The following is a 25,127-nucleotide window of genomic DNA, read 5'->3' as shown; positions in this document are numbered from 1 at the left end:
TCCCGGTACCGATGGTCGCTCCCCGGATCACCTTTGAACCAGTATGGCGGGTAAGAGGCTACCCGCTTGGGATTTGCTGTATCGCGACACTTTTGTTGAAGCATCCCCCGTTCGCCGGGACGAGGTCCACTTGCGAGATGCTCATGTGAAGGTCGCCACCATCATGGTCGCGGCAAGTCCAACGGCGGAAACCATACCAAGGCAATTCAGACACAACGCAACCTTCCCCGTTGTTTCCTCGTAGCGGGCAAGATTACGGCTCGTGCCAACCAAGGCCGTCAGACCTGCAGCAAGCCAGCACGCAAGGGTCACTACGCCAAACATAACGGCGATATGATAAGTCGCTTGCATCAATGTCCTCCTGATCACGTTGCGCGGTTTCGGACTATCTGTCTCAGAGTTACACTATGATCGGCTGACGGGACGATTGCCGTCTTGCGGCAAAGTCTGACAAACCGCATCGCAGCGGACGGTGTAAGAAACGCGGGGTGTGTTTATCTCATCCCTTTATCCTTAAACGTTTTCTCGATGACACGCCGTTCATAACCCCACTCGTTCGTACCGAAAAAGAATAGAAACACCGGACACCCAGATCCTTTCCTCATCTTTCCAACGGAAGCGGGCAAAGACAGGTTCCATTATCCATACGAGCAATTCTTCGGTCAGATTGCCGACCTCTGGTAGCAGCTCGATCGCGGCGGGAACTTCGAAAGTCATGTGAAGTTCGCACTGCGTTTGGCCTCGCATCGTCCGGCGCCGCAAGCAGCACAATTGCGCTGATAGCGAAACGGACAGCCATCGACGGGATGATGATAGTGGAAGAGACTTCAGATCGGAGCAAAGGATCGACCTCTCGCATCAAGTTGAGGCGACTAGGGCGAACTCTTGTGAGAGGTATCGTGACCGGAGCAGCGGATGATGACCCGTCTGCCATCGGCACTTATGCCAGCGCTGGCGCACGGTTCGGAACTGCGGCCCTGTGGCTGGCTCCCGTCATGCTGCCGATGATGTATACGGTGGTTTATCTATCCTCGAAGTTGGGTCAGGTTTCCGGACGTGGGCTCTTCCATGTCATCAGGGACTTTTATCCGCGCTGGTTGCTATGGTCGGTCCTTGTCGGCGTCGTCATTGGAAACACGATTGAGGCCGCAGCCGATCTCGGCGGCATGGCGGCCGCGCTCGGGCTCTTCGTCCCTGCGCCGAATGCCCTGCTCGTCACCGGCATTGCGCTCATAGTGTTCGCGGTACAATGTCTGGCCTCTTATAGAACAATTAGCAAAGTGCTGCGTTGGCTGGCGCTAGCGCTTCTGGCCTATATCGGGGCTGCGGTGCTTGCAAAGCCTGATTTGACTGCCATTCTTATGGGCACATTCATCCCGCACATTGCTTTCTCACCAGAGTTTCTATCGATCGTGGTCGCCATGGTCGGCACATCCCTTTCCGCCTACATCTATACCTGGCAGTCGAATCAGGAGGTGGAGGAACAGATCGCCGATGGGAAGAAAACCCTGTCGTCCCGCCTGGGCGCAAGCCGGGAAGAATTGCGTAGCACGCAGCGCGATGTACTGGCTGGCATGGGGTTCGCCAACATCATCATGTACTGCATCATGCTTTCAACAGCCGCAACTCTCCACGCCAATGGTCAGACCTCGATCGATACGGCAGCCCAGGCGGCGGAAGCACTCCGTCCTATTGCGGGCGATGCAGCTGGAATTTTATTCGCGCTCGGCATCATCGGGGTGGGCTTTCTGGCCGTTCCCGTGATGACGACGGGCGCAGCCTACGATCTTGCCCAGGCGTTTGGATGGAAGGCGAGCCTCAATGCCCGACCGCGGGACGCGAGGAAATTCTATCTGGCGATCGGCGCCTTCACGGCCGCCGCCGTCGCGTTGAATTTCCTCGGCTTCAATCCGATGAAAGCCTTGGTCTGGTCAGGTATCGTGCAAGGATTTTCGACACCGCCGCTGCTTTTCCTGATTATGTTGATGACGAACAACCGCCGCATCATGGGTGACAAGGTCAACGGTGGCCTGACCAACTTCCTCGGTTGGACGACAACGCTCGCCATCTTTTCAGCAACGGCCGGGTTGATCGCGACATGGTTCCTGTAGATCAGACGACCTAGGCGGGGACATGTCGGGCGCCGCCACCCGTCAGCGAAAAATAGAAATAGGCCGCCACAAAAAAAGCGATGATGCCTAGCACGATTAAAAGCCGCTTCAGCCATGGCGGGGTCTGCCGAGGCGGTTTCGGCTGTGGGCGGCGTTGGAACTTGATCACATTGTCTGTCATGGCGACTGCTTAGACCTTCTCATGCATCTTGCCAACAGTCTGACGCTGTTGCGTAATTGTCAGGTTAAGAGATGTAAAAAGGTTCGAATGAGGTCGGGTGTCGGCAGCGATTGGGATTGTCGTTCTCAACAGAAAGGGATGAGCATGGCGATCTGGAAACCGCGGGATATCATCAAGGCAAAAGTGCTCGGTATCGTCTGGCGCGGCCCGGAGCTTTTGGCCGCCGAAGTTTACGACAGCGATGGAGCGCTCAAGGGTGTCCGGCCCCTCGGTGGCTCCGCCGAGTTCGGTGAAACCCGCGAGGAGGCCTTGCGCCGTGAATTCAAGGAGGAGCTCGGATGCTCGATTACGATCTCTTCGACCTGGCATTTCTTTGAGAATATTTTTGTGCATGAAGGAGCCCTTGGTCACGAAATGATCTTTGCCGCAAAAATCGAGCTCGACAATGAAGAACTCTACCGAAAAGATCGTATCACTTTTTTCGAAATTGACGGACACGAGGAAGTGGCAGGCTGGTTCACGCTCCAAGACCTCGCGAGCAAAGAGATACCGCTCTTTCCCAATGGATTGTCGGAGGCCCTCGCTGCGCCTGACGGATGCATTCTGCGATGAGCGGCGCTTGCGAACAACGGCTCTGCCTTAAGACCGATCCGTTTCCAGAGAAAGAAGCGCTCGACGCACTCTGGAAAGCGGCGTGGACCACGAGCGAGACGATAGACTTTGCCAATATCCTATCTCGTAGCCTTGCCCATATCTGTGCATTCGAAGAAGACCATCTCATCGGCTTCATCAACATTGCAACGGATGGCGGTCAGCATGCATTTATTCTCGACCCTTGCGTCCATCCCGCCTCGCAAAGAAAAGGCGTGGGCACTGCCCTTGTCAAAGAAGCGATAGTCACTGCAAGATCACGTGGCGCGTCTTGGCTTCATGTTGATTATGAACCTCACCTCGAAGGCTTTTATCGGAGCTGCGGATTTACAAGCACCAAAGCCGGGCTGATCAAGCTTTAGGGACTATCGGGGAGCTTGCGAAGTCGTCTGCGCACATGGGAGATTCAGAGCTGAGATCGTTTCCGGACATTCAGATCCGTCCCGCGCGCCGCGATGAGATCGAGACGCTGGCAGACCTTGGCCTTTCATCCTGGATAAACGGCATTAAGCCTTTTGTTTTGCCCTCGGTCACTGCAAAAATCATGGCTGATAACCCTTTTATTTCCTTCATTGCAGCGATGGGGCCTCGCGTTAAGGTCGCCACCGTGGATCATGAAGCGGCAGGCATTGCCGCATGCGAACATGATGATGGAAAGATCAGTGATCTGTGGGTCTCTCCCCACTTTGAATGCCGCGGTGTCGGCCGGGCTTTGCTGCTTTACCTGGAAGGAGAACTTGCCGCAGCCGGTTTTCCCTCGGCGGACATAGAAGTTGCAGCCGCGAACGCCCGTGCGTACCGGCTTTACCAGCACCTCGGATACGTTGAAATCTGGCGCGCGACGAAATTCGATCCTAACCTTGCGATCGCGCTTGAGAAAATTGGATTGAGGAAAGACCTGGTGACCGCCTCTCACGAAAGAACGGAATGAACAAGCCAACGAAACCAGTTCTGACAGGACAAAGCGTCCGTCTCAGGCAGCCGCAAGACGGTGATGCGCAAGAACGCCTGATGCTCGGCACCGATGCGGAAATTGCTCTGATGTTCGGGGTAGATCCAAGTGAAGTCCGGCCTCTGACGCAAGAGAAGGCAGAGGCCTGGACACGGCAGATCTCAGACAATCCCTACGCCTGGATTGTCGAAGCAAAGGGTCGGCTCTTGGGTGACATCAGGCTTGACAGGGTCCATTTGCCCGACCGACGCGCGTCTCTTGCGATCGGACTTTACGATCGGTCGCGATTGAGCCAGGGCTTCGGAACCGAGGCGATGCGCCTACTCCTCCATTATGCTTTCACAGAACTTCAGTTACACCGGATCGCTTTGCGGGTCGTGAGCTATAACGAACGTGCTATTCGCGCCTACCAGAAATGCGGCTTCCGGATCGAAGGCCGGGAACGCGAAGCAGCGCGTGTCGGTAATACCTGGCACGACGACATCATGATGGGCCTCCTCGCGCACGAGTTTCAGCCGAACTAGATCGGGGCGCAAAAACGGCGAGACACAGCCAACTTCCATAAGTTGCATAAACTTCCGCGATAGTTGCATTGAAAAACGCACTTAAGCTTTTTTGATGGTCCCGAATACATCTTTGAGAGCAAATCGAAGCTGCATCATTTCAACGCGTTATGCTGCTGGTCACGCGTTCAACAAGAAGATCAGGAGACGCCGTGAGGCCATCTATGTGGAGCTTCATGTTGCACTGCGGTCACTATGGTCGAGAACCGTATCGCAGCCCGGGATTTCCGGCCTGAAAATACGGCTAGCCGGGCGCCTAGCGCTTGTAGCGCAAGGCTTTTTAGGTATGAGTGAACAACATCTAGAATAATTATAATGTATAGTTCTATTGGCGGATGACCGCAGGCATAACGCTCCACGCACAGCCATGAAGGCAGGAGAACCGATGGGCACGACGTTCTGGCCGAAGGATCCGCTGGAAGAAGCGGATCTCAATCTTCTGTCCGCCATTCTTCATCGTTGGTGCGATGCACATGGCCATCAGTTCAACAGCACCGAAAGCCAACATAAAGCAAAAGAACTGGTTGAGTGGTTCGAGTTCGGCATCAAGGATGAGGCCGAGCTTGAAAGCCTGATCAACGGCCAGCATCCACTTGTGACGAAGATCGAGTAAACGGCAAGCGCGACGACGCAGCAAGACGAAAGACGCGTTTTATCGCCCGCGTGATGAGGCAAAGACTGGCCGGATGCGCCTTACTCTGAAACGAATTGAAGTGCGCACCATGATCAGAACGACCGACCAACGCGACGTTAGCGCGCGCAGCAAAACGCGCTAACCAATTGCGGAAAAACGAACTTCAGGCGATTTGGGCCAACGTAAGAGCGTGACGCTCGCAAAGCCAGCGGATCAGCATGTCGCCTTGCAATGGACGCGACAGCCAAAAGCCCTGTATCTCATCACATCGCATCGCCTGAAGCAGATCGGCGACTTCTTTCGACTCCACGCCTTCCGCCACCACGCGGTAACCGAGGCTGTGGGAAAGACTGATCATCGACTGAACCAGCACGCGCTCTTTGTTCCCCTCCGCCATGTCAGCGATGAAGGACCGATCGATCTTGATCACATCGGCCGGCAGCTTTTGCATGCGGGTGAGGCTGCTATATCCGGTGCCGAAATCGTCGATGGCGATGCCGATGCCAAGGTCAGCGATCTTATGAAGAAGGTCCATTGCTGAACCGGTTTCCTTCATCATCTCGGTTTCCGTCAACTCGAATTCGATCTGCGAGGGCAAAACGCTGTAAGCCGTGAGCTTGGCGTCCAGCCGATCAAGGAAATCGGGTTCGCAAAGATTGGCAGCGGAGATATTGATGGAGAGCCGCATACGAAAGCCGCTCGCGTTCCATTCACCGAGCTTCTTCAGCGCGGCATCGATCACCCATGCGGTCATCTCCTTGACATAAGAAGATGTCTCGACAATTGGCACGAAGTCTGCTGGCGAGACCAGGCCGAACTCCGGATGCTTCCAGCGCAACAGCGCCTCAGCCGATTGAACCGAGTCGTCGTTCAGCGACATCCGCGGCTGAAACACGAGGAATAGCTGATCGTCGGCCTTTGACGCGGCCGAAAAGTCTTTCAGGAGCCGGTAATTGTGCTGATAGCGCAGGTCGGCCGCTGCCGAAAACAGCGCAACACCATTGTGGCTCGCACGCGCCTCATGCACGGCGCTCTGCAGAGACCGCAAGACGTTTTCTGGGCTCATTGCTTCCGGTTCATAGCAAAGGATCCCGATTGACGGCGTCATCTGGGCAGCAACGTCGATCAGCCTCTCAAGGCGTCGCAGTTCGGAAACGACATATTCTTGGTATGGGCCGAGCTCAGCTTCATCAGGCGCGATGACGACGAATTGCGTTGGCCCAACGTGGTAGAGGACCCGCCCCTCTCCAACACGGCGCGCAATGATCGAGGCAAGTCGACGCAGAATGTTGTCGAAGTGCGAAGCGCCGAGCACTCGTGCAAGATTGGCGATCTGAGAGTTTTCGGCGAGATCGACAACGCTGATCAAGCGCGGCTTGCCGCTCGCCTGTGCGTTCAATCCTGCGAGATCGTCGAGAAGCTGAAAACGGTTTGGAAGGCCGGTGGTGGCGTCGATACGGCCCACGGCGCGCTGCAATTCAATCTGGTCCATGACCATCGACGCCATATCGGTGAGTGCGTCGCATTCGGCAGTGGTCACAAGGCGAGGCTCGACCCCTAGAACGCAGAGTGCCCCAAGGCCAAAACCGTCGCGCGTAATCAAGGGCGCACCGGCATAGAACCGCACCCCGGCGCCGGCTAGGTGGCTGTCACAATAAAATGGATCGGTCTTCATATCCTCGACGACTAACAAAGCGTTCGTTTCGGCAACGGCGGCGCAAGGAGCTTTATGCCGCGGAATCTCGTTGTGCTCGACTCCAACCTTTGATTTGAACCATTGGCGATCGGAGTCGGTCAGTGAGACGGCGGCTATCGGAAGGTGAAAAAGTTCGGACGCGAGCCGTGTGATGCGATCAAAGCTTTCGCTTGGTGAAGTATCGAGCAGCTTTAAATTGCGCAAACAGGTGATGCGCTGCTTTTCATTGAGATTTGTCATAAATCTATCCTGCAGGCGCCTGAGCAGAGCCAGCGCCAGCCACAAAAATTTCTTACAAAAACAAAACGGGCATTCACTGAAAGTCGCTTTTAGCGAGACGTCCATCAGACTTTCATTGAGGCGGCATCATGCCTTTGCGCTATCCACGCAGTTGCCTTCAAACCCAACATAGTTCTTTATACTTATTGAACAGTATCAAATGGGCTTGCTGAATCGATTTAATGAAACTTACCGTTAGTATAAGATTAAAAGATACATGCAGATGCCATTAATCTGGCTTTGACATGCATTTTTCTAGAGCATTCCGCACAACAGCTTTAATTCCCCCTACCCCTTGCACCATCACTTTTGGCCTCTAATTGCCGAGGCTTGGAACATTTTCAGTCGCGATGATATGTTCTTTTCGGAATAAAATTAGGTAGTTGATGAGCAACGAAGATAGATCGAAAAATGAGGCACAACTTGCATCCGACGATCTCGTGGGAAGCCGATTGCCTGAAGATCCCTTCGCGGCGGCCTTTAAGGCAACAAGAATGCCGATGATCATTACCGATCCCCGACAGGACGATAACCCGATTATTTTCTGCAACAAAGCGTTCAATGATCTAAGCGGCTACGGCAATGACGAGTTGATCGGGAATAATTGCAGGCTGCTTCAAGGGCCCGAGACGGACCGTGGTGCCGTCGACAAGATCAGGAATGCGATCCACGCTCAAGAAAGCATCGCGATCGACATCCTGAACTATCGCAAGGACGGCAGCAGCTTTTGGAACGCGCTTTTTGTCAGTCCCGTGCGGAATCATGAGGGCGAAGTCATCTACTTCTTCGCCTCTCAGCTTGATTTCACAAATATCAAGAGCAAGGAAGCGGAGCTTGCAGCAGCACGCCATCTGGCCGAACAAGAAGTCGCACGTCGAACCAAAGATTTGACGCTAGCGCTCGAGGCCAAGACACTTCTGGTGCACGAAGTCGATCATCGCGTGAAGAATAACCTTTTGACCATCGCTTCGATCGTGAAACTCCACGCAAGGCTGACCCAGGATGAAACTGTGCGCAACACCCTTGCTGCCGTTCTGAACAGGGTCGAAGCGCTGAGCACGGTTCAAAGGAAGCTTTTCACACTTGATGATGTTGCCCGCTTCGATATCGCAGATTTCACGCGCGAACTCGTCATCGATCTGATGGAAGCGCTCAAGCGTGACGACATCAACGTCGAGCTTGATCTGTCGCCGGTTTATGTTCCTGCGGTGAAGGCGTCTCCGCTAGCATTGATCGTCAACGAACTCGTGGGCGACGCGGTAAGGCGAGGCCTTCGCGATGGCGGCGGACACATAAAAGTGACTGTCAGACGATTGAACGGACATTTCCTGATTCGAGTTGAAGATACGGCGGAGCCCGTCGATGTCGATCCTGAAGAACAGGATTTTGGACGTCTGGTGCTCGAGACATCGGCCAAGCAGGTCAATGCGCGCATTGAGCGGCAAAGGGAAGGCAGACAGACAACCGTCAGCGTGACGCTCATGGTTGAAGAAGAAAGTGGACCGAAACATTGAAAATATTGATTGTCGAGGACGAAACCCTTCTGGCGCTCGAATTGGAGAGCGAAATAGAAGCTGCCGGACATGATGTTGTCGGCGAAGCAATGGAGAGTTTTGCTGCAAGATCAATCATCGACGCCGAACATCCGGAATTTGCTTTCGTCGATATCCACCTTTTGGATGGACCGACCGGGATCGATGTCGGGCGCTATCTGGCGGAATGCGGAATCCCTTACGTGTTCGTCACGGGGAATGTGAAACGCATACCCGAAGATTTTGCCGGCGCGTTGGGTGCCATCGAGAAACCCTATACCGCGAATGGCTTGCGCAACGCGCTCGATTTTCTCGCCAGCGTCGTTGAAGGCGACGAACACGCGCTTCCCCCGCCAAGCCTCATCATGGCCCCGGAACCCTCAGAACGCCACAGAAGCCGGGCTTAAAGCGAAAGACATTCGGTGCAGGAGGAGGCAAATCGGCTGCCGACATAGGAGGCGACAACGGTTTGTCTCACCGGATGAAAACTCGATCATCCGCGTCTATCTCGCCATGCGAGAATTGACAATCCAACGCCGTAGCGAAGCGAGACGGCGCGTTTGCTCGTACGCGATCGTAATGTCTAGCCACTATTGGATCGATCGCACATCCAATTGAACTTAATCTGCGTCAGACCATTCTAGATGGTAGCCGGGTGTGGCGCATCGTCAGCAAAGCGACGCACATATGGAAGACTGCGCAAGAGGCGCGCCGTACTGAAAGAGAAGCGAGCAATGCGATCAGGCGAACTGCATTCTGTGGACCACAGCTATTACCCGCAATCGCATATCGGCTCGCCATTAGGTAATGTGCGGAACGCGGTCGTGCTTGACACGCCTATAGCGCCTTCCCCTGCGTCTCACTCCGATAAAGCAACTGACATTCTAGCTTATGCAGTCCGATCGGTTGAAGCGGGCGTGAGAACCGCTCTCGTGACGCTCATTGAGATCCGCGGCGGTTCTGCCCGCCCTCTTGGCGCCCAGATGGTCGTGCGCGAAGACGGCCTTTACTGCGGCTACGTATCCGGCGGCTGCACCGAAGCCGCCGTGGCTGCCGAAGCCATCGCAGCACTTGGCAAGGGCTCTGATAGAATGCTCCTGCTTGGAGAGGGATCGCCATTCTTCGATATCATTCTACCGTGCGGCGGCGGCATTACCCTAGCCATTCATCTGCTGCGCGATAGCAAGGCTGTATCCACCGCGCTTGATAAACTCGCGGCACGCCAACCGGTAGCCCTCCTCTATAGTGCTGCGGCGCAGCGCCTTGATATCGCGCAAGAACCAGTCGAGACCGGGCAATACGGCGAGTCCTTCGCTATTTCCTACCGGCCTTGTCCACAACTGATGATCCATGGCGGGTCTTTGGAAGCTGCCGCTGTTGAACGTCTGGCCAAGGCAGCAGGATACAGCGTCTGGCACCGCAACGACGCGGCTGCGTCAGCGCCCTCCATTGATCGGGATACGGCGGTCGTCATTCTCTATCATGACATCGATCGGGAACGGCCTGTGCTTGAGGCAGCCCTAAAAGCCAATCCATTCTATATTGGAGCGCTTGGCAGTACGAGAACCCATGAGCGCAGATGCGCATCACTGCGACAGCTCGGCTATAACCAAAGCGATCTCGATCGGATCAAGGCACCGATCGGCATTTTCCCAAAGGCACGCAGCGCAGATTCCCTTGCTCTCTCAATAGTAGCTGACATCGCTGCATCACGAATCGCCTGACAAAAGCGCTGTCCCCGAGGTTTCAAGACACGTTTAACGTTTCCCGAGAGGACCGCATGCGGCCCAAAGTGGAACGTTCATTTCAATTGTAATCAGCTTTTAGACTATAAATTTCGCGTTGACATCATGAGGGGGATGTGGACAGATTGACGCACTCCTCGGCCCTTTGCTTCATTCTCATGAAGCAGGAGGGCCGGCGTCAGAACGTCCTGCCTGTGCCTGCACAGTCGGCAAGGTGATAAGATGGAGGGAAACACGATGTTCCAACCCGCGTCATGAGCGGGGATTAAATGCGCCTTCTTCCATTGCATGTCGCGCCAATAGATCCATCAGAGACGATCGCACATGCACGGTGTTAAATCCAAGGCCGGTGCAGCCGCAAAGTCTTCCAAGCATCTCAATTCTTCACTGCCCACAACGACATAAAGCATCATAAAGGGAACAGCTCATGCTGAAGAAAAGTCTTGCCGTTATTGCCCTTCTCGCCGGTGTTTCCGGTGGAGTTGCAAAGGCTGAAACCATTTCCGCATTCTGCGCACCGACCGAATTCGAATTGTGCACCAATGTCGCCAAAGCTTGGCATGAGAAGACCGGCAACGAGGTCAAGATCAACAAGATGCCGGCCCAATTAGACGATGCTATTCCGATCTATCAGCAGCTGCTCGCCTCGAAATCCGCCGATGTGGATGTCCTGTTCCTCGATGTGATCTGGCTCGGCATGTTCAAAAACAACCTGCTCGACCTCACCACCATGATTCCGAAGGAAGACCAGGACAAGCATTTCGCCTCAACCCTGGGAGCCGCCAAACTTGATGGTAAGCTCGTCGCCATGCCGGCCTATATGGATGTCGGCTTGATGTTTTACCGCAAGGACCTGCTTGAAAAATACGGCAAGCAGCCGCCGAAAACTTGGGAAGAGCTCGCCGCAACGGCAAAGGAAATCCAGGACAAGGAGCGCGATGCCGGCAACAAGGGCATGTGGGGCTATGTCTGGCAGGCCAAGAGTTATGAAGGCCTGACCTGCGATGCGATCGAATTGATTGCGTCCAACGGCGGTGGCACGATCATCTCCAACGACGGCAAAGTCACGATCAACAACCCCCAGGCCGTCCAGGCTCTTGATCGCGCCAAGGGCTGGATCGGTACGATTACACCTGAAGGCGTGCTCGGCTATGACGAAGAAGCATCTCGCGCCATTTTCGAAGCCGGCAACGCCGTCTTCCACCGCAATTGGCCCTATGTTTGGGGAACCTCGCATGCGGCTGGAAGCGCAATCGTCGACAAGGTGGGCGTGATGCCGCTGCCGGTCGGAAAGGCCGGCGAAAAATCGAGCGGCTGCCTCGGCCCAATGTATTACGGCGTCTCCAAGTTCAGCACCAAGCAGAAGGTGGCTGCAGATTTCGTCGATTTCATCACCGGCACCGACATGCAAAAGATGCGTGCCGTTCAGTCTGCCTTCAACCCGTCGATCCAGTCGCTCTACAACGATCCTGAGGTTCTCGCCAAAATCCCATTCCTGAAGGACAACCAACAAGCCTTTGCCGATAGTGCGGTTCGTCCATCGGGCTACACGGGCACCAGCTACAACCGCGTTTCGCAGGCCTTCTATCGCGCCGTTCACGACATCCTGTCAGGCAGCGCAAACACCGAAAGCACCCTGAAAAGTCTCGCGTCGCGGCTGGAAAAGCTGAAGGAAAGCCGCTGAGGCCGAGCCATCATATCGCCGGGAGGCTCTCTTTGCAGAGCCTCTCGCTTCCGGCTCCAACAGGTTTGTGCAATGGCATCAGTTTCTCTCCAGGCCGTCTCCAAAAGTTTCGGCACCCATCCCGTCATTCGTGGAATTGATCTTTCAGTATCCGACGGCGAATTCGTCGTTTTTGTCGGCCCGTCGGGATGCGGTAAATCCACTCTCTTGCGCATCGTCGCCGGCCTTGTCCCGGCAACATCAGGACACGTCAAAATTGGCGGCGAGGATGTCACGGACGTGCCCGCCTCCCAGCGCGGCGTTGCCTTCGTGTTTCAGTCCTATGCGCTCTATCCGCATATGAATGTCGCCCGCAATATCGGCTTTGCGCTTGAAACCATGGGCATCTCGCGCACGGCGATTGCGGACAAGGTCCACACCGTCGCGAAAATGCTAAAGGTTGACCATCTTCTCGAACGGCGCCCGCGTGAACTTTCCGGCGGCCAGCGACAGCGCGTGGCGATCGGCCGGGCGCTGGTTCGTCAGCCGGAAATATTTCTGTTCGACGAGCCCCTTTCCAACCTCGATTCCGATCTGCGGATGGAAATGCGCATGGAAATCGCGCGGCTGCACGACGAGCTGAAAACGACGATGATCTATGTGACTCATGATCAGTCCGAGGCCATGACATTGGCAGACAGGATTGTCGTGCTCAATCAAGGGCGCGTCGAACAGGTCGGCACGCCGCAAGAGCTCTATCGCCGTCCACAAAATCGCTTCGTTGCCGGCTTCATCGGCAGCCCGCGGATGAATTTCCTGCTCCTGTCGCACATAAAAGCGCCGTCGTTCGATATTGCCGCTCTGGCTGCGAATGGCAAACCGCATTCGATCGGCATCCGTCCTGAAGCCTTGAGCCTGGTTGCAGCCGACCAAGGCCGTTTAACCGGGATTCTCGAACGCGTCGAAGATCTTGGCCACGAGCATTTTGCCTATATCCGACTTGATGGTGACGCCCTTTGGGTGGCACGAGCGGCCTTTCCACCGGCGCGGCGGCTGATCGGTACCAGAGTCGGCCTTGGCTTTGCCGACAGCGCTGTCTTTGTGTTCGATGAGGCGGAGAAACGCATCTCCGCAACTGCTGCCCTCGACGATGAGGAGATGAGCGCATGAGCGAGCGTCTTGCCCGTCGCGATCACAGAGCGGCCTGGCTCTTTCTGACGCCGCTTGTCTTTATCCTCATTCTGGTCGCGGCATGGCCACTCATCCGCAGCATCTATTTTTCTTTCACGGATGCCTTCCTCGACGATCTCTCGACCTATTCGAATGTTGGCTTCGCGAATTTCATTGAGGTCATTACCGATCGCACATGGTGGATCGCCGTTCGCAATACCGCCATCTTCGCGGTGATCTCGGTCGCCTTGGAAACCGTACTCGGCCTGATGATTGCCCTTCTGCTCAATCAGGCCATTCCCGGAAGAGGCATTGCGCGGGCGGCGATCCTCGTCCCTTGGGCCATTCCGGTTGTCGTATCGGCAAAGATCTGGGAGTGGATGCTCAACGATCAATTCGGTGTGCTCAATGAGATTCTGGTGAGGCTCGGCATCATCGACCATGGAATAGCATGGACGGCCGGTGGCTCACTCTTGATGGGCGTGCTGATCTTTGCGGATGTCTGGATGACGACGCCCTTCATGGTTCTGCTGATCCTGGCCGGACTGCAACTTATCTCCTCGGAAATTTTCGAAGCTGCAGAAGTCGACGGCATTCCTGCCTGGAAACGCTTTCGGTCAATCACATTGCCTCTTTTGCGCCCCGCGATCGGCGTCGCCGTTCTCTTTCGCATGCTGGACGCGCTGCGTATGTTCGACCTTGCCTACGTCATCGCCGCCAGCAATGAGAGCGTCATGACGGTTTCCATTTATGCACGCGACCGGCTGATCAGCTTTCAAGAGCTTGGCGTCGGTTCTGCGGCTTCCACATGGGTCTTCCTGCTGGTGGGCCTGGTCGCCATCGTCATCATCGGCGTTCTGCGCCTCGATAAAGCTGCGGGGACGTGAGGATGTCGGAAATTTCTTTCAAGCGCGCCCCTCGCCGCTCCCCATCCTATTATCGGATGCGGCGCAGGCTCGGTGTTGCGCTACAGATGGCCGCCTTGTTCCTGGTCATGATTTACACGCTCTTTCCCTATTACTGGGCCTTTGTCTCCTCGACAAAGCAGGGCGCAGAGCTTTTCCGATCGGCACTACTTCCGGCATTCAACTTCACCTATTACCGCCAACTGCTCGACAATAGCGTTTTCATGGGATCGCTCGTGAATTCCGTCTATGTGGCCGTTGCAACGACGTTTTTCTCACTGGTCATCGGTCTCAGCGCCGCCTATGCGCTTGGCCGCATCGACTTTCCGCAGCGCCGCGCAGTCCTCTTGATTGTCCTGATGATTTCGATCTTCCCGCAGGTGGTCGTGCTCTCCGGAATGTTCGAGTTGATCAACTGGATGGGTCTTTTCAATCGTCCCAGTGCGCTGATCCTGACCTATCTTCTGTCGACGGTACCCTTTACCACCTGGATCCTGACAACCTTCATCCGCGAATTCCCGCGTGAACTGGAAGAGGCCGCCATCATCGACGGCTGCTCGCATTTCCGCATCCTCACAAAAATTCTTCTGCCGTTGATGGGCCCGTCATTGGCGAGCACGGGCATCCTCGCCTTCATCCTCGCCTGGAACGAATTTCTCTTCGCTCTTACCTTTACGCTGACGGACGAAAATCGCACCGTGCCGGTGGCCATCGGCCTCATAGCCGGCAACAATCGCTATGAATATCCATTCGGACAAATCATGGCCGCATCTGTGACCGTTACATTGCCGCTCATTATCGTCGTCCTCATTTTCCAACGACGGATTGTGGCGGGCCTCACCGCGGGGGCGGTAAAGGGTTGAAGTAATATTTCTTGGAGGATTTGCTAGATGGACATGCTCGTTAAGCTCTACGAGCTTAAGCCCGATGAAGCGCTGAACAAGCGGATGGCTGATCAGGGCATCACGATCCGGCGCCTGCTGGTGCCGGAACTGAAGGCACTGACGGACTGGATCGAGCCGCGCTTTGGTGCGGGCTGGGCCGCCGAGGCAACGGCGGCCGCAATGCGCCAGCCGCCAACCTGCTTCATCGCCGTAGAGAACGGCATTTTGCAGGGCTTTGCCTGCCATGACGCAACAGCCAAAGGCTTTTTCGGTCCGACAGGCGTCGACCAAGAAGCACGCGGCAAAGGCATTGGTCACGCTCTTCTTCTTACCACCCTTCTCGACATGTACGCCCAAGGCTACCCCTATGGCGTGATCGGCGGCGCAGGCCCAATGGAGTTTTACCGTCATAGCGTGGGGGCAATTCCGATTGAAGGTTCTATTCCTGGCATTTACAGAGGAATGTTGAAAACAGCGCATCCGACCGAGGTTGACGAGTCCCACTGAGGGTGCTCATGCAACACGTGAGATCTCTTTCAAATACATGTGATGCATATCCGTAACGCCCTGATATAAAATGATAATTTACGTCTTCGTCCGGATGATGACAGATTTGTAACTTGTTCCTCCAGCTGACAGGTCCAACATAAGATCTGCGCCGGATAAACGAGGTGACAGATATGTCAGAGATCGAAAAACTGGTAAGACGTCGTATGGAAGAAGAATATGCCAAAGGCACATCCGCCGACCGGATTTCCCAGCTGGTGAAAGAACTGCTGAACAGTCTCGATATGTCAGAGACGGAAACCACCCGCCTTTCGCACGACCAACAACGAGCCTGATTTTGGATAGCCGGCGCGGTCCGATCCCGAGCCGGCCAGATGATCCAACGACTTCAGCCCTCTATCGCTACCGTAAAACCGAATTGCTCGGTCTCGCCAGGAGCAAGAAGATTGGTGAATGGGCGCGCTGTGATTGCATCGCCTTTTCCAGCTTCAGCCGCCGTACCATGCCACGGCTCGACGCAAAGGAATGGCGCGTTTCCCGGTTTACTCCAAAGGGCAATGTTCGGCAGGTTCTGGAAGGTAAATTTAAGCTGCGGCCCGCCCTCTGCTTCATACCGTAGCCCTTCTCCCGCATCCTGCGGAAAAATCAGTGCATCGGCGTCGAACAAGGAATGAGCGAGCACCAGACGCCCCGCCTGAAATGGAGAAGCCTGCAAGTCGCCGGTCAAAAGGCCATCGGCGAGATGGGCAAGCCGAGGCTCTCCACCATTGTCGAGTACGATCCTGTGCTCATGTCCTTCCGCACCCGGCAGAGGCCAGAGGAAGGCCGGATGAAAACCGAGCCCGAAAGGCATAGGGCGCGCGTCAAGATTACGGACCTGCGCCTCCACGGAAAGCCGAGCTCCGTCAAGCCGATGTGTTACCGCCAGCGAGAACTCAAACGGATAAACCGAGCGAGTTGCATCCGAGGATGACAAAACGAAGCGACACATGCTCTCATCCGACTCATCCAACACGAAGGTCGAGCGCCGCGCGAACCCATGTTGGGCCAGTTCGTATTGGTTGCCTTCGATCGACACCTTGTTGTCGGGCGCCTTTCCAACGATTGGAAACAAAATCGGCGAACGACCCGTCCAAAAGGCGGCATCTCCATTCCACAGCCACGAGCGTCCATCCGCTGTCTGCAGCGACTGCATCTCCGCCCCAAGCTCGCTGACCTCAACAGATAAATACTTGTTGGAGATGCGGGTGGTTGTCGACATCAAGGCCTCCTTCGGCGTTTGCTAGGGTAAGTCATGCCTGTTACAGTCTTTTTCTCACGAGGGCCTGACAAGATTATGCTTCCAACAAGACCGGGAGCGGTCATCGTATGCCGAGAGATGGACAAGCGCGCTAACGGAGCGCAAAGACCTCAACCGGCTCATCCAGCCCTGTCAGCAGAAAACTTCCGAGCCTATCGATATCCTCGCAACCAGCCATATCGACAAACGCGCGCGATAGCAGCACCGGCCGCTTGACCTGCTTCGTCAGTGTTTCGAGACGAGATGCGATGTTGACGGCGGGTCCGATCACGGTGAAATCAAGCCGCTTGCGCGATCCGATATTGCCGTACATCACATCACCGATATGCACGCCCACACCGTAGTCGAGATGCGGCCTGGCGCCATCGCGATTGGCATCGTTGAGCGCATTGATTGCCTCGCGGCCTTCTCGGATGGCCTGCAGCAAATCAAGACAGGCCTGGTCCTTATCGAGCGGAAAGATCGCCAAAAGGCCATCGCCCATGAACTTCAGGATCTCGCCGCCGTGGCGCTCGATCGGTTCGCTGATCGCATCGAAATAGGCGTTAAGGAGCTCGATCACATCGTCGCGCGGCCACATATCCGAGATATGGGTGAAGCCCCGCAAATCACAGATCATGATGGCAGCGCTAACGGTCGATCCGCTGCCGCGCGTGATGGCGCCGGCGAGAACCTGCTCGCTGGCATGCGGTCCCACATAGGTTTCCAGCATCGTCCGCGCCAGGATGTTCTTGGTTCGAATTTCCGTCACGAGCGTCAGAGCGGGCAAAACGTCTTTCAAGGCGATAATGTCACTTTCACGAAAGCCGCCCACGCGTTTGGTGACAAAAGTCGCCACATGCCGGCGGCCGAAGGTGTGGTGCATTGGCCAGGCCACATATTCGGTATAGCCCTGCTGCTTGAACTCGGCGTAATAATCATCGAATTCATCGAGTTCTTCCAACTCGGTGCGCACTTCCGCAGCCCCCTGGAATACGGCATTGATCGGACTGTTGACGAATTGCGGGCTGTTTTCCACCCCATAGGCGAAGGTGGTGATCTTAGCCTCGGTCATGCCGAGGCGCCAAAGAACGCGTGCGCCGTGCCATTGGGGGTGATGAGTTCTGAAATGGACGCTGCAGCGATCAAGGGCGACGCCCGCCTCTACCAGCTTGTCGCAAAGGGCCACTATAATATTGTCGATATAGCGTTCGTTGCTCGTCTCATTGATGAGCCAATCAATAACGCGACTGCGCCGCACCGGCCAGATCCCTTCGTTGTCCACGGAGGTAACATCTTGCGGGCGGATCTCGGTAGGCTGAACCATGCTGTTGGCGGACTTCAATCAAGCCCGCCCTCCTAAACATATAGCCGGCACTGACGAAGCAGGCTGAAGAAGGTCGTCGAATTGTTATTATAGACTTCGCTGATGGAAGGCATATGCAAAATCTGCAGATGCGATGCGATTCTGTCTGCTTAAGCTGTTTTAGAGTAAAAAGCAGCAATCGGTAAACCACGCCGATGGACGAAAACGGTCGTTAATGAAACACGTCTTGTGATACGGCTGGGCCATCGCACCTTTTATGGTGCGAAGGCAGTCGAACGAGACGAACGCAAAAAACCTTATGGCCGAGCGCGATTGCGCATGGCTTCCGCTTCTGCGTAGAACTTCTTTTCCCATTCTTTATGATTGTCGAGGCCTTCCTGAATGAAAGGCGTGAAAATCGCAAGGTTCATCAGCATCCAGTTGACGAGCCGCGCCGGGAAGCGCAGCGGCTTGACGAAGTCGACGAATAGAACGACGCGTGTCTTATCCGTGTGGTTCCAGGCCTCGTGCTCGTAGGCATCATCAAAGATCAGCACCTTGCCTTCCTGCCAATGGCAGATCTTGTCCTTGACGCGAATAGCGATCTCGTCGCCCTGATGCTCCGGAACGATCATGCCAAGATGAAGACGCAGCACGCCATTATAGGGACCGCGATGGGCCGGCAGATGCTTGCCTGGCTCGAATATCGAAAACATTGCTGTTTTCAATCCGGGGATCTTTTGAACGGCGTTCCATGTCGCTGGGCACGCCTTGATGTTCTGTTCGGATTTTACGCCAAAGCCAAGGAGGAAGAAGGTCTTCCAACCATTGTCCGTGGAAATGGTCTTCACGTCAGTCGAGATATCCTGGAAAGACGGCAGCTCGTTCTTGCGCACCAGCACCTTGTCGAGTTCGACACGAATTTGTGGCCATGCCTTTTCCACTTCGGCAGCCCAGGGAAAGGTGGCATTTTCGTAGACTGGCGGATTGCCAAGCTTGGCATATTTGTAATTGAGCTTCTCAGCCCAAGCAACGATCCCCATGAAGAACCGCGTGACGGCGCTCGGTCTTTCCATCGGGGCAATGCCTGTCGTGCCAAAGGTTTGGCCATCCTGCTTGGAACCTGATGTCTTGGAAAGAGTATCAGCTGTGCCGTCGGTCATTGAATCATCCAATGCGAATAAGAAGAGTTTTCCGTGAAGGTTACATACGAACAACGCGCGGCGTGACGCAAGAGCAGATATCGATCAAAGATAGCTAAGGATGTCGCCTGTTCATGCCGATTGTTGCCAGAGATATTCCTGAGCCAGCGAAGTTTCAATCCACCCTCTGACAGTGTCAGACCGGCAAAGCAGCATGCGTTGCGAATACTTGCTGGCAAATGCGCAGAAGCCGCCCGACCGCGATAAAGCGGGCACAGCCGCGCTCGAACGGACTTCGGGCGCGGCAATCCGGTTAGACTTTCAGTTCACGACGTTCCCTTTCGGTCACAATCGCAAGATCGAGCACCTTTTGGAGATTGGCCGCATGCCGAAAATTGGGGTCAGGCTGTGTGCCGTTTGCCACTGCATCGGCAAAACGCTGATAATTGGTGGGTACGGGCGGCGCTTCGATAGGACGCCAGGTTGCCGTCTCCACATCTTCGCCGAGGCAGCCGTGAAGTTCGGCCCCATTCGGCCGGTGGATGACCTCAAGACTACCCTTTTCGCCGTAGACGCGCAGCTTCAGTTCGTTGAGATGGCCCGTCGCCCACCGGCTGGCATGCACGACGCCCAGTGCGCCATTGGCAAAGTCGACAGCCATGGTGAAACTGTCATTGGCATCGAGCGTGTAATCGCCGATGCGTTCTTCCGGCGCTTTGTTGAAGGTCTTCAGGCGCGCGAAGACATGGTCCACGTCGGTTGCCGCGCCATAGGCTGCAAAGTCCAGGATATGGATACCGATATCTCCGAGAACGCCATTGGATCCATGGCCGGTCGACAAACGCCAGAGCCACGTCGACTCCGTGCGCCAATCGCCCCAGGCCCGGGAGACGAGCCAGCTCTGCAAATAGGAGGCTTCTACGTGCTTGATGGTGCCAAGTTCACCTGCAAGAACCATTTCGCGCGCCCGCTGTAGCGGCGAGACGTTGCGGTAAGTCAGGTTCACCATGTTAATGACTCCGGCCGCCTCCGCCGCCTCGGTCATTTCGAGCGCCTTGTCGTAATTTTCTGCAAGCGGCTTTTCACAAAAGACGTGCTTGCCTGCAGCGATCAAGGCCATGGTCGTTGGATGATGGGCACGATCGGGCGTAATGTTGGTGGCGGCATCAAACTCACCCCATGCCAGCGCCTCTTCCAAGGTCGCAAAGCGCTTTTCGATGCCGAAAGTATCAGCAAAAGCAGCAAGGCGGGTGGCGTCAAGATCAACGGCGCCCGCCAGTGTGACACCATCCATACGGGAAAAATGGGCGAGCTGGTTTTTCGCCATCACGCCTGTTCCAAGAACAAGAAGTCGCATTGAATGCCTCTCAGCGATAGCCGGCTTCCCCGGCCTTATGAAGTTTGGGACCGCGTTCCGTGATCGGCTCGAGCGCCTTCTCCACGGGTACGTTTGGCGCTTCGGTCACTTGTCTAAAGTTGGCGTGCGGATTGTAGGCCCACTTTACCGCATTCACGAGGACCTTTTGGACCGTATCCTGATGGTAGGTCGGATAGGTCTCATGACCGGGACGGAAATAGAAAATGTTGCCGGCGCCGCGACGCCACGTCATACCTGAGCGGAAGACCTCGCCGCCCTGGAACCAGGAAATGAACACGGTTTCCAGGGGCTCGGGCACCGAGAAGAATTCGCCGTACATTTCCTCGTTTTCAAGCTCGAAATGCTCGCCGATGCCAGCAGCGATCGGATGACCCGGATTAACGGTCCAAATCCGTTCACGTTCTCCTGCCTCGCGCCACTTCAAGGCGCAGGGTGTGCCCATCAGCCGCTTGAAGATTTTCGAGAAATGCGCCGAATGCAACACGAGCAAGCCCATGCCCTCCCAGACGCGTTCGGCAACGCGTTCAACAACGGCATCCGATACGGAACCATGATCCTTGTGACCCCACCAAGTCAGGACGTCAGTGGCCGCAAGGCGCTCTGCCGACAAGCCATGCTCCGGCTCTTGCAGCGTTGCTGTCGTTGCTTCAATCTCAGGATCGGCGTTCAAGGCGTTGGCAATGGTGGTATGCATCCCCTCGGGATAGATGCCGCGAACCACCTCGTTGGTATGTTCATGAATATTTTCACCCCAGACAACCGTGCGAATCGGCATTATCGCTCCTTTTGCGTCATGTGCGTGGCCGTTCTGGCGGCGCGTTTCGACTAGCTTGGGTCGTGATTCTCTTAGCCTGAACATAGGCTATCACCACCGTTTGAAAAGACGCTTACAGCCCTTCATGGCAACATCAGGACGGCAGGAGAAGCGAGCTTGATCACAAGCGGAAGTCGATCCGCATGGAGAGGATCTCCCACAATTTACCTTGGATAGAGAACTAAGCATCTTCTGTGAAACCAATTCCGCGCGACATATGTCAGTGCTGGATCGATTTCGAAAACAGATTGACGATGAGGACGCCTGTGATGATGAGACCAAGTCCCAAAATGGCCGGCAGGTCGAGTTTTTGCTTGAAGAAAACGAGCCCGACAATGGAGATCAACACAATCCCCAAACCGCTCCAGATCGCATAAGCGATCCCGACGGGAATTGTTTTGAGCGTCACCGAGAGGCAGTAAAAGGCACTGCAATAACAGGCCGCCATGATGAGCGTCGGCCATAGGCGGGTAAACTGCTGCGAAGCTTGAAGCGCCGTCGTGCCAATCACCTCGAGAACAATTGCAAGGAAAAGCATACCGTAGATCATGGGAGGACTCACGTGATTGCTCCTTGCTTGTCTTGTTTCCGACTCGCACCGACATAGCCGTCCAGCGCCATCTTTATCCTCCCTAGTTTGGAAGGAAAGAACAGGCCAAACGGCGACATCAGAACGTCGTTCAGGTTCATCTTTCAAAATGCCGCAGCCGCAAAGAGTTGCAGCCAAGACATGCTCCGTGGCATGAAGCACTGAGGTAACGGAATTAGGTATTCGTTTTGGCAGAAGAGGTCATCACTCTGTATGACGCGATCGGCGGGGATAAGGCCGTACGAGCGCTGTCGGCACGCTTTTATGCCTTGATGGACAGCCTACCCGAGGCGCACCACGTGCGTGCTGTCCATCCGCCCAGCCTGAAAGGCAGCGAAGAAAAATTTTACGAATATCTGACCGGCTATCTTGGCGGCCCGCCCGTCTATGTCGAGAAATACGGTCACCCGCGGTTGCGCTCTCGGCACTTTATCGCGCCGATCGGCGCACGCGAGCGTGACGAGTGGCTTCTTTGTTTCCGTAAAGCGCTGGACGAGACCATTGAAAACCAAAAGTTCAGAGACATCATCTGGCCCCCGATCGAGCGTCTGGCGCATCATATGCAGAACAGGGATGACGCATGATGACCCAGATGTCGAAAGCCACACGCATTTTTCTGGTTTTTTCCGGTCTCTTCGGGTGTGCGGGTGTGGGTCTTGCGGCGGCCTCCGCCCACGGCGGCGGCGACCCCAAATTCTTCGCCTTCGCCTCGGCCATGTGTCTTGCGCATGCGCCGGCGCTTCTTGCCCTTGCGCTGGCAGGGCGAGCCGTGAGGACCGCTGCTCTTGCAGGCACCTTGATGATCTTGGGAACGTTGCTCTTTGCCGGCGATCTCGTGGCGCTGCGCCTCCTCGGCAGCGGCCTGTTTCCCTACGCCGCGCCGACCGGTGGGTGGGCCATGATGCTCGGCTGGCTTTCGCTTGCAGCGAGCAGTATTCTGCGCACCAAAGACGTTTGAGACGCGGCACGGCGCACCGAATTGAAGATATCAATCACGCGGCCTGACATTTGCCGCGGTCGGTGTCAGGCTCCCTCGACGACAGTAAAACCTTCGAATACGGGCGGGCCCTTATACATATCCCGCCTGTCGCCCGCACTTCGGTGAGCGGCACGGAAGTTCTCCGAGCGCGTCCATTCGAGGAAGTCTTCTTCGCTGCGCCACACCGAATGCGATGCATAAAGCCTATATCCCTCGTCGGGATGGGCCCTGCCACGCAGGAGCTTGAACTCCACGAAACCCGGGACGTTGGCAAGACTGGAATCCCGTTTGCGCCATACCTCCTCGAAATCGCTTTCCGAGCCTTCAGCAACTTTGAAACGGTTCATGGCAATAAACATCAATCATTCTCCCTGAGCACGTCCTGCAAAATGCGCCGCCACTTTCGTGGGGAACGGCAGAACGGTGCCGCCTTTGGCAGGAATTTGCAACGGCTTTGCAGGTTCTTCGCCCGGCATTCGCGCCTCCCAGGCGGGAAAAAGAACAACGTTGGACCATCCGAGCCGCGTATTTTCCCTGTCCTGAATGAGGGCGTAAAGTTCCGGTACCATACCCGAACCATCCCTATCGGAAAGCTTGTGCAACCCGATCAACTGGTCGGCCTCGAAGGATCTCATCGCGCCGTATCTCTTTCACGCATGGTCTGAAGCGCGCGCTCAAGGCTGGATTTGCTCCCGTTTCGCAACGGGATGAAGGCTTTGCCGAACTTCTTGCAACCCGTCTTCACGCGCAGACAAGCGTCATGGCTGATGCAATCGATTGGGCAGAAAACGCAGTCGACGGACGGCAGAACCGTATCGATCCGTGAGACCGCTTCGCGCAATCCACCGTCGTGATGGATCAATTCCGCTCCGAAATTGCTCGCGATCTGCCGCAAATGCGCGACCTGGCAATCGCGTCCGCCGACATAAAGAAAGCTGCGGACACCTGTCGCCTCGCCGAGCTCCTGAGATGCAGCTACCTGCGTCTGTTTCGCAGGCTCATTGTGCCTGGCTGCCTTCTTCATTTTTCTTGCCATCGACTCCATCCCGTTTTGAACCCTCGCGCCTTGCAACGCCGCCTGACCTTATGAAACTTGAATTTCTCAGTAAAGTATAAAGTGGATTATTTTTATCATATTTTAAATCGGAGACGAATCTAGCCGGAGCGGGCCTTACCGTCCGTTGATCTGAACCTCCTGCGTGAAGGACCAGACCGGCTTCGTCCATTCTTCCGGAAGCTCGGGAAAGGGCGCAGCGCGCCGAAGACTTTCCAGTACGGCTTGATCGAGCTCGGGTATTCCCGTGCTGCGGACGAGTGAAATCGCACTTAGACTGCCGTCTTTCTGAATGGTGATGTTCACACGCGCATTGAGAAGCCCGCTCATCCGTTTGTACTGGCCGGGTATCCGCATGAAGCGGCGTATTCTTGCATTGACCTTGGCGGGANCTCGGGTATTCCCGTGCTGCGGACGAGTGAAATCGCACTTAGACTGCCGTCTTTCTGAATGGTGATGTTCACACGCGCATTGAGAAGCCCGCTCATCCGTTTGTACTGGCCGGGTATCCGCATGAAGCGGCGTATTCTTGCATTGACCTTGGCGGGATAACCACGCACGGCAGCGCTGCCCTCGCCATTTCCCTTGCCAGCGCCGGCCACGGCGCGCGACGAGGTTCCGGCCTCACTTCCATCTGCAACGCCCTTCTTCTTATCCTCCTTCGCGTCGCCCTTGGAGCCGGACGCAGCGCGACGAGGCTTTTGCTGGGGCTGGCTTTTGACTAGCGGTTCAGGCTTCACACTCTTTCGATTTTGGGATTTGGGTGGCGGCGCGATCTGCGGCTTTTCACTTGGCGTCGGCGGTTCGACCGGAATCGCAGTAGCGTCCTGCTGCGGCGCTGGTTGAAGCGGCTGAACGACTTCCGGCGCCATAGGTTGGGCGACGGACGTCTCGGCCGGACCCTGTGATGTGAGGACCTCCGGCTCGCTGGCTGTCACCGTTTCGGGGGAAATTCGCGTCACGGTCTCAGTTGGCGCGACCGGAGCGGTCGGTGCAGTCTCAGCCTCTAAGGGTTGCGCCTTCATCTCCTCCATAGGCTGAGGCTGGATGATGTCAGGCACGACCGCTTCGGGTGTAACCTCCTGGGGCTGCGCTTCCACGCTTTCCTGACCG

General features: G+C 55.7%; 30 protein-coding genes and 1 pseudogene. 17 read left to right on the top strand and 14 right to left on the bottom strand.

Annotation, left to right across the window (positions count from 1 at the left end; all coding sequences use genetic code 11):
- Positions 1 to 141: 141 nt before the first annotated feature.
- Positions 142 to 351 (bottom strand): hypothetical protein, encoded by a 210-nt coding sequence (locus VQ830_RS08620; RefSeq protein ID WP_337267666.1) that lies wholly within the window; start codon positions 349 to 351, stop codon positions 142 to 144.
- A 548-nt stretch (positions 352 to 899) separates the two neighbouring features.
- On the opposite strand from VQ830_RS08620, the gene VQ830_RS08615 reads away from it, so the two are divergent.
- On the top strand, positions 900 to 2,111 hold the full coding sequence (locus tag VQ830_RS08615) for an Nramp family divalent metal transporter (protein WP_337267665.1): 1,212 nt from the start codon (positions 900 to 902) through the stop codon (positions 2,109 to 2,111).
- 10 nt (positions 2,112 to 2,121) lie between these two features.
- On the opposite strand, the gene VQ830_RS08610 is transcribed toward VQ830_RS08615, so the two are convergent.
- The gene (locus VQ830_RS08610) at positions 2,122 to 2,292 is read right to left on the bottom strand and encodes a hypothetical protein (RefSeq protein WP_337267664.1); all 171 of its coding nucleotides are present in this window, start codon (positions 2,290 to 2,292) and stop codon (positions 2,122 to 2,124) included.
- A 144-nt stretch (positions 2,293 to 2,436) separates the two neighbouring features.
- Between VQ830_RS08610 and VQ830_RS08605 the strand changes: the two genes are divergently transcribed.
- The 5 genes from VQ830_RS08605 to VQ830_RS08585 all read left to right on the top strand — a co-directional run bounded on the left by VQ830_RS08605 (position 2,437) and on the right by VQ830_RS08585 (position 5,071).
- Positions 2,437 to 2,904 (top strand): NUDIX hydrolase, encoded by a 468-nt coding sequence (locus VQ830_RS08605; RefSeq protein ID WP_337267663.1) that lies wholly within the window; start codon positions 2,437 to 2,439, stop codon positions 2,902 to 2,904.
- Entirely contained in the window at positions 2,901 to 3,305 is a 405-nt protein-coding gene (locus VQ830_RS08600) for a GNAT family N-acetyltransferase (RefSeq protein ID WP_337267662.1), read from the top strand. Before VQ830_RS08605 ends, VQ830_RS08600 begins: the two co-directional genes overlap by 4 nt.
- Before the next feature lie 35 nt (positions 3,306 to 3,340).
- Complete coding sequence (locus VQ830_RS08595) at positions 3,341 to 3,874, top strand: GNAT family N-acetyltransferase (protein WP_337267661.1); 534 nt, start codon at positions 3,341 to 3,343, stop codon at positions 3,872 to 3,874.
- Positions 3,871 to 4,419 (top strand): GNAT family N-acetyltransferase, encoded by a 549-nt coding sequence (locus VQ830_RS08590; protein WP_337267660.1) that lies wholly within the window; start codon positions 3,871 to 3,873, stop codon positions 4,417 to 4,419. The genes VQ830_RS08595 and VQ830_RS08590 overlap by 4 nt, the downstream gene beginning before the upstream one ends.
- 424 nt (positions 4,420 to 4,843) lie before the next feature.
- Positions 4,844 to 5,071, top strand: a complete 228-nt coding sequence (locus VQ830_RS08585; protein ID WP_337267659.1) for a hypothetical protein — start codon at positions 4,844 to 4,846, stop codon at positions 5,069 to 5,071.
- A 184-nt stretch (positions 5,072 to 5,255) separates the two neighbouring features.
- Here the strand turns inward: VQ830_RS08585 and VQ830_RS08580 are convergent, their stop codons facing one another.
- Positions 5,256 to 7,028, bottom strand: coding sequence for a putative bifunctional diguanylate cyclase/phosphodiesterase (locus VQ830_RS08580; RefSeq protein ID WP_337267658.1), 1,773 nt, complete (start codon positions 7,026 to 7,028; stop codon positions 5,256 to 5,258).
- A 425-nt stretch (positions 7,029 to 7,453) separates the two neighbouring features.
- Between VQ830_RS08580 and VQ830_RS08575 the strand changes: the two genes are divergently transcribed.
- The 9 genes from VQ830_RS08575 (at position 7,454) to VQ830_RS08535 (ending at position 15,808) form a co-directional block, all read left to right on the top strand.
- Positions 7,454 to 8,581, top strand: a complete 1,128-nt coding sequence (locus tag VQ830_RS08575; RefSeq protein ID WP_337267657.1) for a PAS domain-containing protein — start codon at positions 7,454 to 7,456, stop codon at positions 8,579 to 8,581.
- Positions 8,578 to 9,006 (top strand): response regulator, encoded by a 429-nt coding sequence (locus VQ830_RS08570; protein ID WP_337267656.1) that lies wholly within the window; start codon positions 8,578 to 8,580, stop codon positions 9,004 to 9,006. Before VQ830_RS08575 ends, VQ830_RS08570 begins: the two co-directional genes overlap by 4 nt.
- A gap of 327 nt (positions 9,007 to 9,333) precedes the next feature.
- Positions 9,334 to 10,323, top strand: coding sequence for an XdhC family protein (locus tag VQ830_RS08565; protein ID WP_337267655.1), 990 nt, complete (start codon positions 9,334 to 9,336; stop codon positions 10,321 to 10,323).
- Between the two features lie 448 nt (positions 10,324 to 10,771).
- On the top strand, positions 10,772 to 12,028 hold the full coding sequence (locus tag VQ830_RS08560) for an ABC transporter substrate-binding protein (RefSeq protein ID WP_337267654.1): 1,257 nt from the start codon (positions 10,772 to 10,774) through the stop codon (positions 12,026 to 12,028).
- A gap of 72 nt (positions 12,029 to 12,100) precedes the next feature.
- Positions 12,101 to 13,177 (top strand): ABC transporter ATP-binding protein, encoded by a 1,077-nt coding sequence (locus tag VQ830_RS08555; protein ID WP_337267653.1) that lies wholly within the window; start codon positions 12,101 to 12,103, stop codon positions 13,175 to 13,177.
- Positions 13,174 to 14,064 (top strand): carbohydrate ABC transporter permease, encoded by an 891-nt coding sequence (locus VQ830_RS08550; protein WP_337267652.1) that lies wholly within the window; start codon positions 13,174 to 13,176, stop codon positions 14,062 to 14,064. Before VQ830_RS08555 ends, VQ830_RS08550 begins: the two co-directional genes overlap by 4 nt.
- 2 nt (positions 14,065 to 14,066) lie before the next feature.
- The gene (locus tag VQ830_RS08545) at positions 14,067 to 14,945 is read left to right on the top strand and encodes a carbohydrate ABC transporter permease (protein WP_438617505.1); all 879 of its coding nucleotides are present in this window, start codon (positions 14,067 to 14,069) and stop codon (positions 14,943 to 14,945) included.
- Between the two features lie 27 nt (positions 14,946 to 14,972).
- Complete coding sequence (locus tag VQ830_RS08540) at positions 14,973 to 15,473, top strand: GNAT family N-acetyltransferase (RefSeq protein WP_337267651.1); 501 nt, start codon at positions 14,973 to 14,975, stop codon at positions 15,471 to 15,473.
- Between the two features lie 173 nt (positions 15,474 to 15,646).
- Complete coding sequence (locus tag VQ830_RS08535; protein ID WP_337267650.1) at positions 15,647 to 15,808, top strand: hypothetical protein; 162 nt, start codon at positions 15,647 to 15,649, stop codon at positions 15,806 to 15,808.
- A 53-nt stretch (positions 15,809 to 15,861) separates the two neighbouring features.
- Here VQ830_RS08535 and VQ830_RS08530 read toward each other — a convergent pair whose 3' ends face one another.
- The 6 genes from VQ830_RS08530 to VQ830_RS08505 form a co-directional block, all read right to left on the bottom strand.
- Complete coding sequence (locus tag VQ830_RS08530) at positions 15,862 to 16,734, bottom strand: aldose 1-epimerase family protein (protein ID WP_337267649.1); 873 nt, start codon at positions 16,732 to 16,734, stop codon at positions 15,862 to 15,864.
- Positions 16,735 to 16,864: 130 nt separating this feature from the next.
- A complete protein-coding gene (locus VQ830_RS08525) occupies positions 16,865 to 18,079 on the bottom strand; it encodes an adenylate/guanylate cyclase domain-containing protein (RefSeq protein WP_337267699.1) in 1,215 nt (404 codons plus the stop codon).
- Positions 18,080 to 18,375: 296 nt separating this feature from the next.
- On the bottom strand, positions 18,376 to 19,221 hold the full coding sequence (olsC, locus tag VQ830_RS08520) for an ornithine lipid ester-linked acyl 2-hydroxylase OlsC (protein WP_337267648.1): 846 nt from the start codon (positions 19,219 to 19,221) through the stop codon (positions 18,376 to 18,378).
- 292 nt (positions 19,222 to 19,513) lie between these two features.
- A complete protein-coding gene (locus VQ830_RS08515) occupies positions 19,514 to 20,557 on the bottom strand; it encodes a Gfo/Idh/MocA family protein (RefSeq protein ID WP_337267647.1) in 1,044 nt (347 codons plus the stop codon).
- A 10-nt stretch (positions 20,558 to 20,567) separates the two neighbouring features.
- Entirely contained in the window at positions 20,568 to 21,353 is a 786-nt protein-coding gene (locus VQ830_RS08510; protein ID WP_337267646.1) for a ThuA domain-containing protein, read from the bottom strand.
- Between the two features lie 259 nt (positions 21,354 to 21,612).
- Positions 21,613 to 21,939 (bottom strand): DMT family transporter, encoded by a 327-nt coding sequence (locus tag VQ830_RS08505; protein ID WP_438617525.1) that lies wholly within the window; start codon positions 21,937 to 21,939, stop codon positions 21,613 to 21,615.
- A 230-nt stretch (positions 21,940 to 22,169) separates the two neighbouring features.
- On the opposite strand from VQ830_RS08505, the gene VQ830_RS08500 reads away from it, so the two are divergent.
- The gene (locus tag VQ830_RS08500; RefSeq protein ID WP_337267644.1) at positions 22,170 to 22,565 is read left to right on the top strand and encodes a group II truncated hemoglobin; all 396 of its coding nucleotides are present in this window, start codon (positions 22,170 to 22,172) and stop codon (positions 22,563 to 22,565) included.
- On the top strand, positions 22,565 to 22,939 hold the full coding sequence (locus VQ830_RS08495; protein ID WP_337267698.1) for a DUF423 domain-containing protein: 375 nt from the start codon (positions 22,565 to 22,567) through the stop codon (positions 22,937 to 22,939). The genes VQ830_RS08500 and VQ830_RS08495 overlap by 1 nt, the downstream gene beginning before the upstream one ends.
- A 65-nt stretch (positions 22,940 to 23,004) precedes the next feature.
- Here VQ830_RS08495 and hmuQ read toward each other — a convergent pair whose 3' ends face one another.
- From hmuQ to VQ830_RS28800, 5 genes and pseudogenes are all read right to left on the bottom strand, one after another.
- Complete coding sequence (gene hmuQ, locus VQ830_RS08490) at positions 23,005 to 23,319, bottom strand: heme-degrading protein HmuQ (protein ID WP_337267643.1); 315 nt, start codon at positions 23,317 to 23,319, stop codon at positions 23,005 to 23,007.
- Between the two features lie 3 nt (positions 23,320 to 23,322).
- Entirely contained in the window at positions 23,323 to 23,595 is a 273-nt protein-coding gene (locus VQ830_RS08485; RefSeq protein WP_337267642.1) for a hypothetical protein, read from the bottom strand.
- Positions 23,592 to 23,903: pseudogene (locus VQ830_RS08480) on the bottom strand (DUF2325 domain-containing protein); the annotation flags it as partial. The pseudogene VQ830_RS08480 and the gene VQ830_RS08485, both read right to left, overlap by 4 nt.
- Before the next feature lie 228 nt (positions 23,904 to 24,131).
- The gene (locus tag VQ830_RS08475; RefSeq protein ID WP_337267641.1) at positions 24,132 to 24,371 is read right to left on the bottom strand and encodes an energy transducer TonB family protein; all 240 of its coding nucleotides are present in this window, start codon (positions 24,369 to 24,371) and stop codon (positions 24,132 to 24,134) included.
- Positions 24,341 to 24,886, bottom strand: coding sequence for a TonB C-terminal domain-containing protein (locus tag VQ830_RS28800; RefSeq protein WP_438617523.1), 546 nt, complete (start codon positions 24,884 to 24,886; stop codon positions 24,341 to 24,343). Before VQ830_RS28800 ends, VQ830_RS08475 begins: the two co-directional genes overlap by 31 nt.
- Positions 24,887 to 25,127 lie beyond the last annotated feature (241 nt).

It is taken from the genome of Oryzifoliimicrobium ureilyticum (genome assembly GCF_037199735.1).
In the GTDB taxonomy this organism is placed as follows: Bacteria; Pseudomonadota; Alphaproteobacteria; order Rhizobiales; family Rhizobiaceae; genus Rhizobium; species Rhizobium ureilyticus.
The sequence above is the reverse complement of the archived record's forward strand: the minus strand, read 5'-3'. Positions and strand labels throughout refer to the sequence as shown.

Coding starts and splice junctions, on each gene's coding strand:
- VQ830_RS08620 (WP_337267666.1), bottom strand. CDS start 351: ATGCAAGCGACTTATCATATCGCCGTTATGTTTGGCGTAGTGACCCTT.
- VQ830_RS08515 (WP_337267647.1), bottom strand. CDS start 20,557: ATGCGACTTCTTGTTCTTGGAACAGGCGTGATGGCGAAAAACCAGCTC.
- VQ830_RS08555 (WP_337267653.1), top strand. CDS start 12,101: ATGGCATCAGTTTCTCTCCAGGCCGTCTCCAAAAGTTTCGGCACCCAT.
- VQ830_RS08530 (WP_337267649.1), bottom strand. CDS start 16,734: ATGTCGACAACCACCCGCATCTCCAACAAGTATTTATCTGTTGAGGTC.
- VQ830_RS08575 (WP_337267657.1), top strand. CDS start 7,454: ATGAGCAACGAAGATAGATCGAAAAATGAGGCACAACTTGCATCCGAC.
- VQ830_RS08560 (WP_337267654.1), top strand. CDS start 10,772: ATGCTGAAGAAAAGTCTTGCCGTTATTGCCCTTCTCGCCGGTGTTTCC.
- VQ830_RS08535 (WP_337267650.1), top strand. CDS start 15,647: ATGTCAGAGATCGAAAAACTGGTAAGACGTCGTATGGAAGAAGAATAT.
- VQ830_RS08550 (WP_337267652.1), top strand. CDS start 13,174: ATGAGCGAGCGTCTTGCCCGTCGCGATCACAGAGCGGCCTGGCTCTTT.
- hmuQ (WP_337267643.1), bottom strand. CDS start 23,319: ATGTTTATTGCCATGAACCGTTTCAAAGTTGCTGAAGGCTCGGAAAGC.
- olsC (WP_337267648.1), bottom strand. CDS start 19,221: ATGACCGACGGCACAGCTGATACTCTTTCCAAGACATCAGGTTCCAAG.
- VQ830_RS08540 (WP_337267651.1), top strand. CDS start 14,973: ATGGACATGCTCGTTAAGCTCTACGAGCTTAAGCCCGATGAAGCGCTG.
- VQ830_RS08605 (WP_337267663.1), top strand. CDS start 2,437: ATGGCGATCTGGAAACCGCGGGATATCATCAAGGCAAAAGTGCTCGGT.
- VQ830_RS08545 (WP_438617505.1), top strand. CDS start 14,067: ATGTCGGAAATTTCTTTCAAGCGCGCCCCTCGCCGCTCCCCATCCTAT.
- VQ830_RS08510 (WP_337267646.1), bottom strand. CDS start 21,353: ATGCCGATTCGCACGGTTGTCTGGGGTGAAAATATTCATGAACATACC.
- VQ830_RS08595 (WP_337267661.1), top strand. CDS start 3,341: ATGGGAGATTCAGAGCTGAGATCGTTTCCGGACATTCAGATCCGTCCC.
- VQ830_RS08475 (WP_337267641.1), bottom strand. CDS start 24,371: ATGCGGATACCCGGCCAGTACAAACGGATGAGCGGGCTTCTCAATGCG.
- VQ830_RS08525 (WP_337267699.1), bottom strand. CDS start 18,079: ATGGTTCAGCCTACCGAGATCCGCCCGCAAGATGTTACCTCCGTGGAC.
- VQ830_RS08600 (WP_337267662.1), top strand. CDS start 2,901: ATGAGCGGCGCTTGCGAACAACGGCTCTGCCTTAAGACCGATCCGTTT.
- VQ830_RS08565 (WP_337267655.1), top strand. CDS start 9,334: ATGCGATCAGGCGAACTGCATTCTGTGGACCACAGCTATTACCCGCAA.
- VQ830_RS08610 (WP_337267664.1), bottom strand. CDS start 2,292: ATGACAGACAATGTGATCAAGTTCCAACGCCGCCCACAGCCGAAACCG.
- VQ830_RS08580 (WP_337267658.1), bottom strand. CDS start 7,028: ATGACAAATCTCAATGAAAAGCAGCGCATCACCTGTTTGCGCAATTTA.
- VQ830_RS08485 (WP_337267642.1), bottom strand. CDS start 23,595: ATGAGATCCTTCGAGGCCGACCAGTTGATCGGGTTGCACAAGCTTTCC.
- VQ830_RS08495 (WP_337267698.1), top strand. CDS start 22,565: ATGACCCAGATGTCGAAAGCCACACGCATTTTTCTGGTTTTTTCCGGT.
- VQ830_RS08585 (WP_337267659.1), top strand. CDS start 4,844: ATGGGCACGACGTTCTGGCCGAAGGATCCGCTGGAAGAAGCGGATCTC.
- VQ830_RS08590 (WP_337267660.1), top strand. CDS start 3,871: ATGAACAAGCCAACGAAACCAGTTCTGACAGGACAAAGCGTCCGTCTC.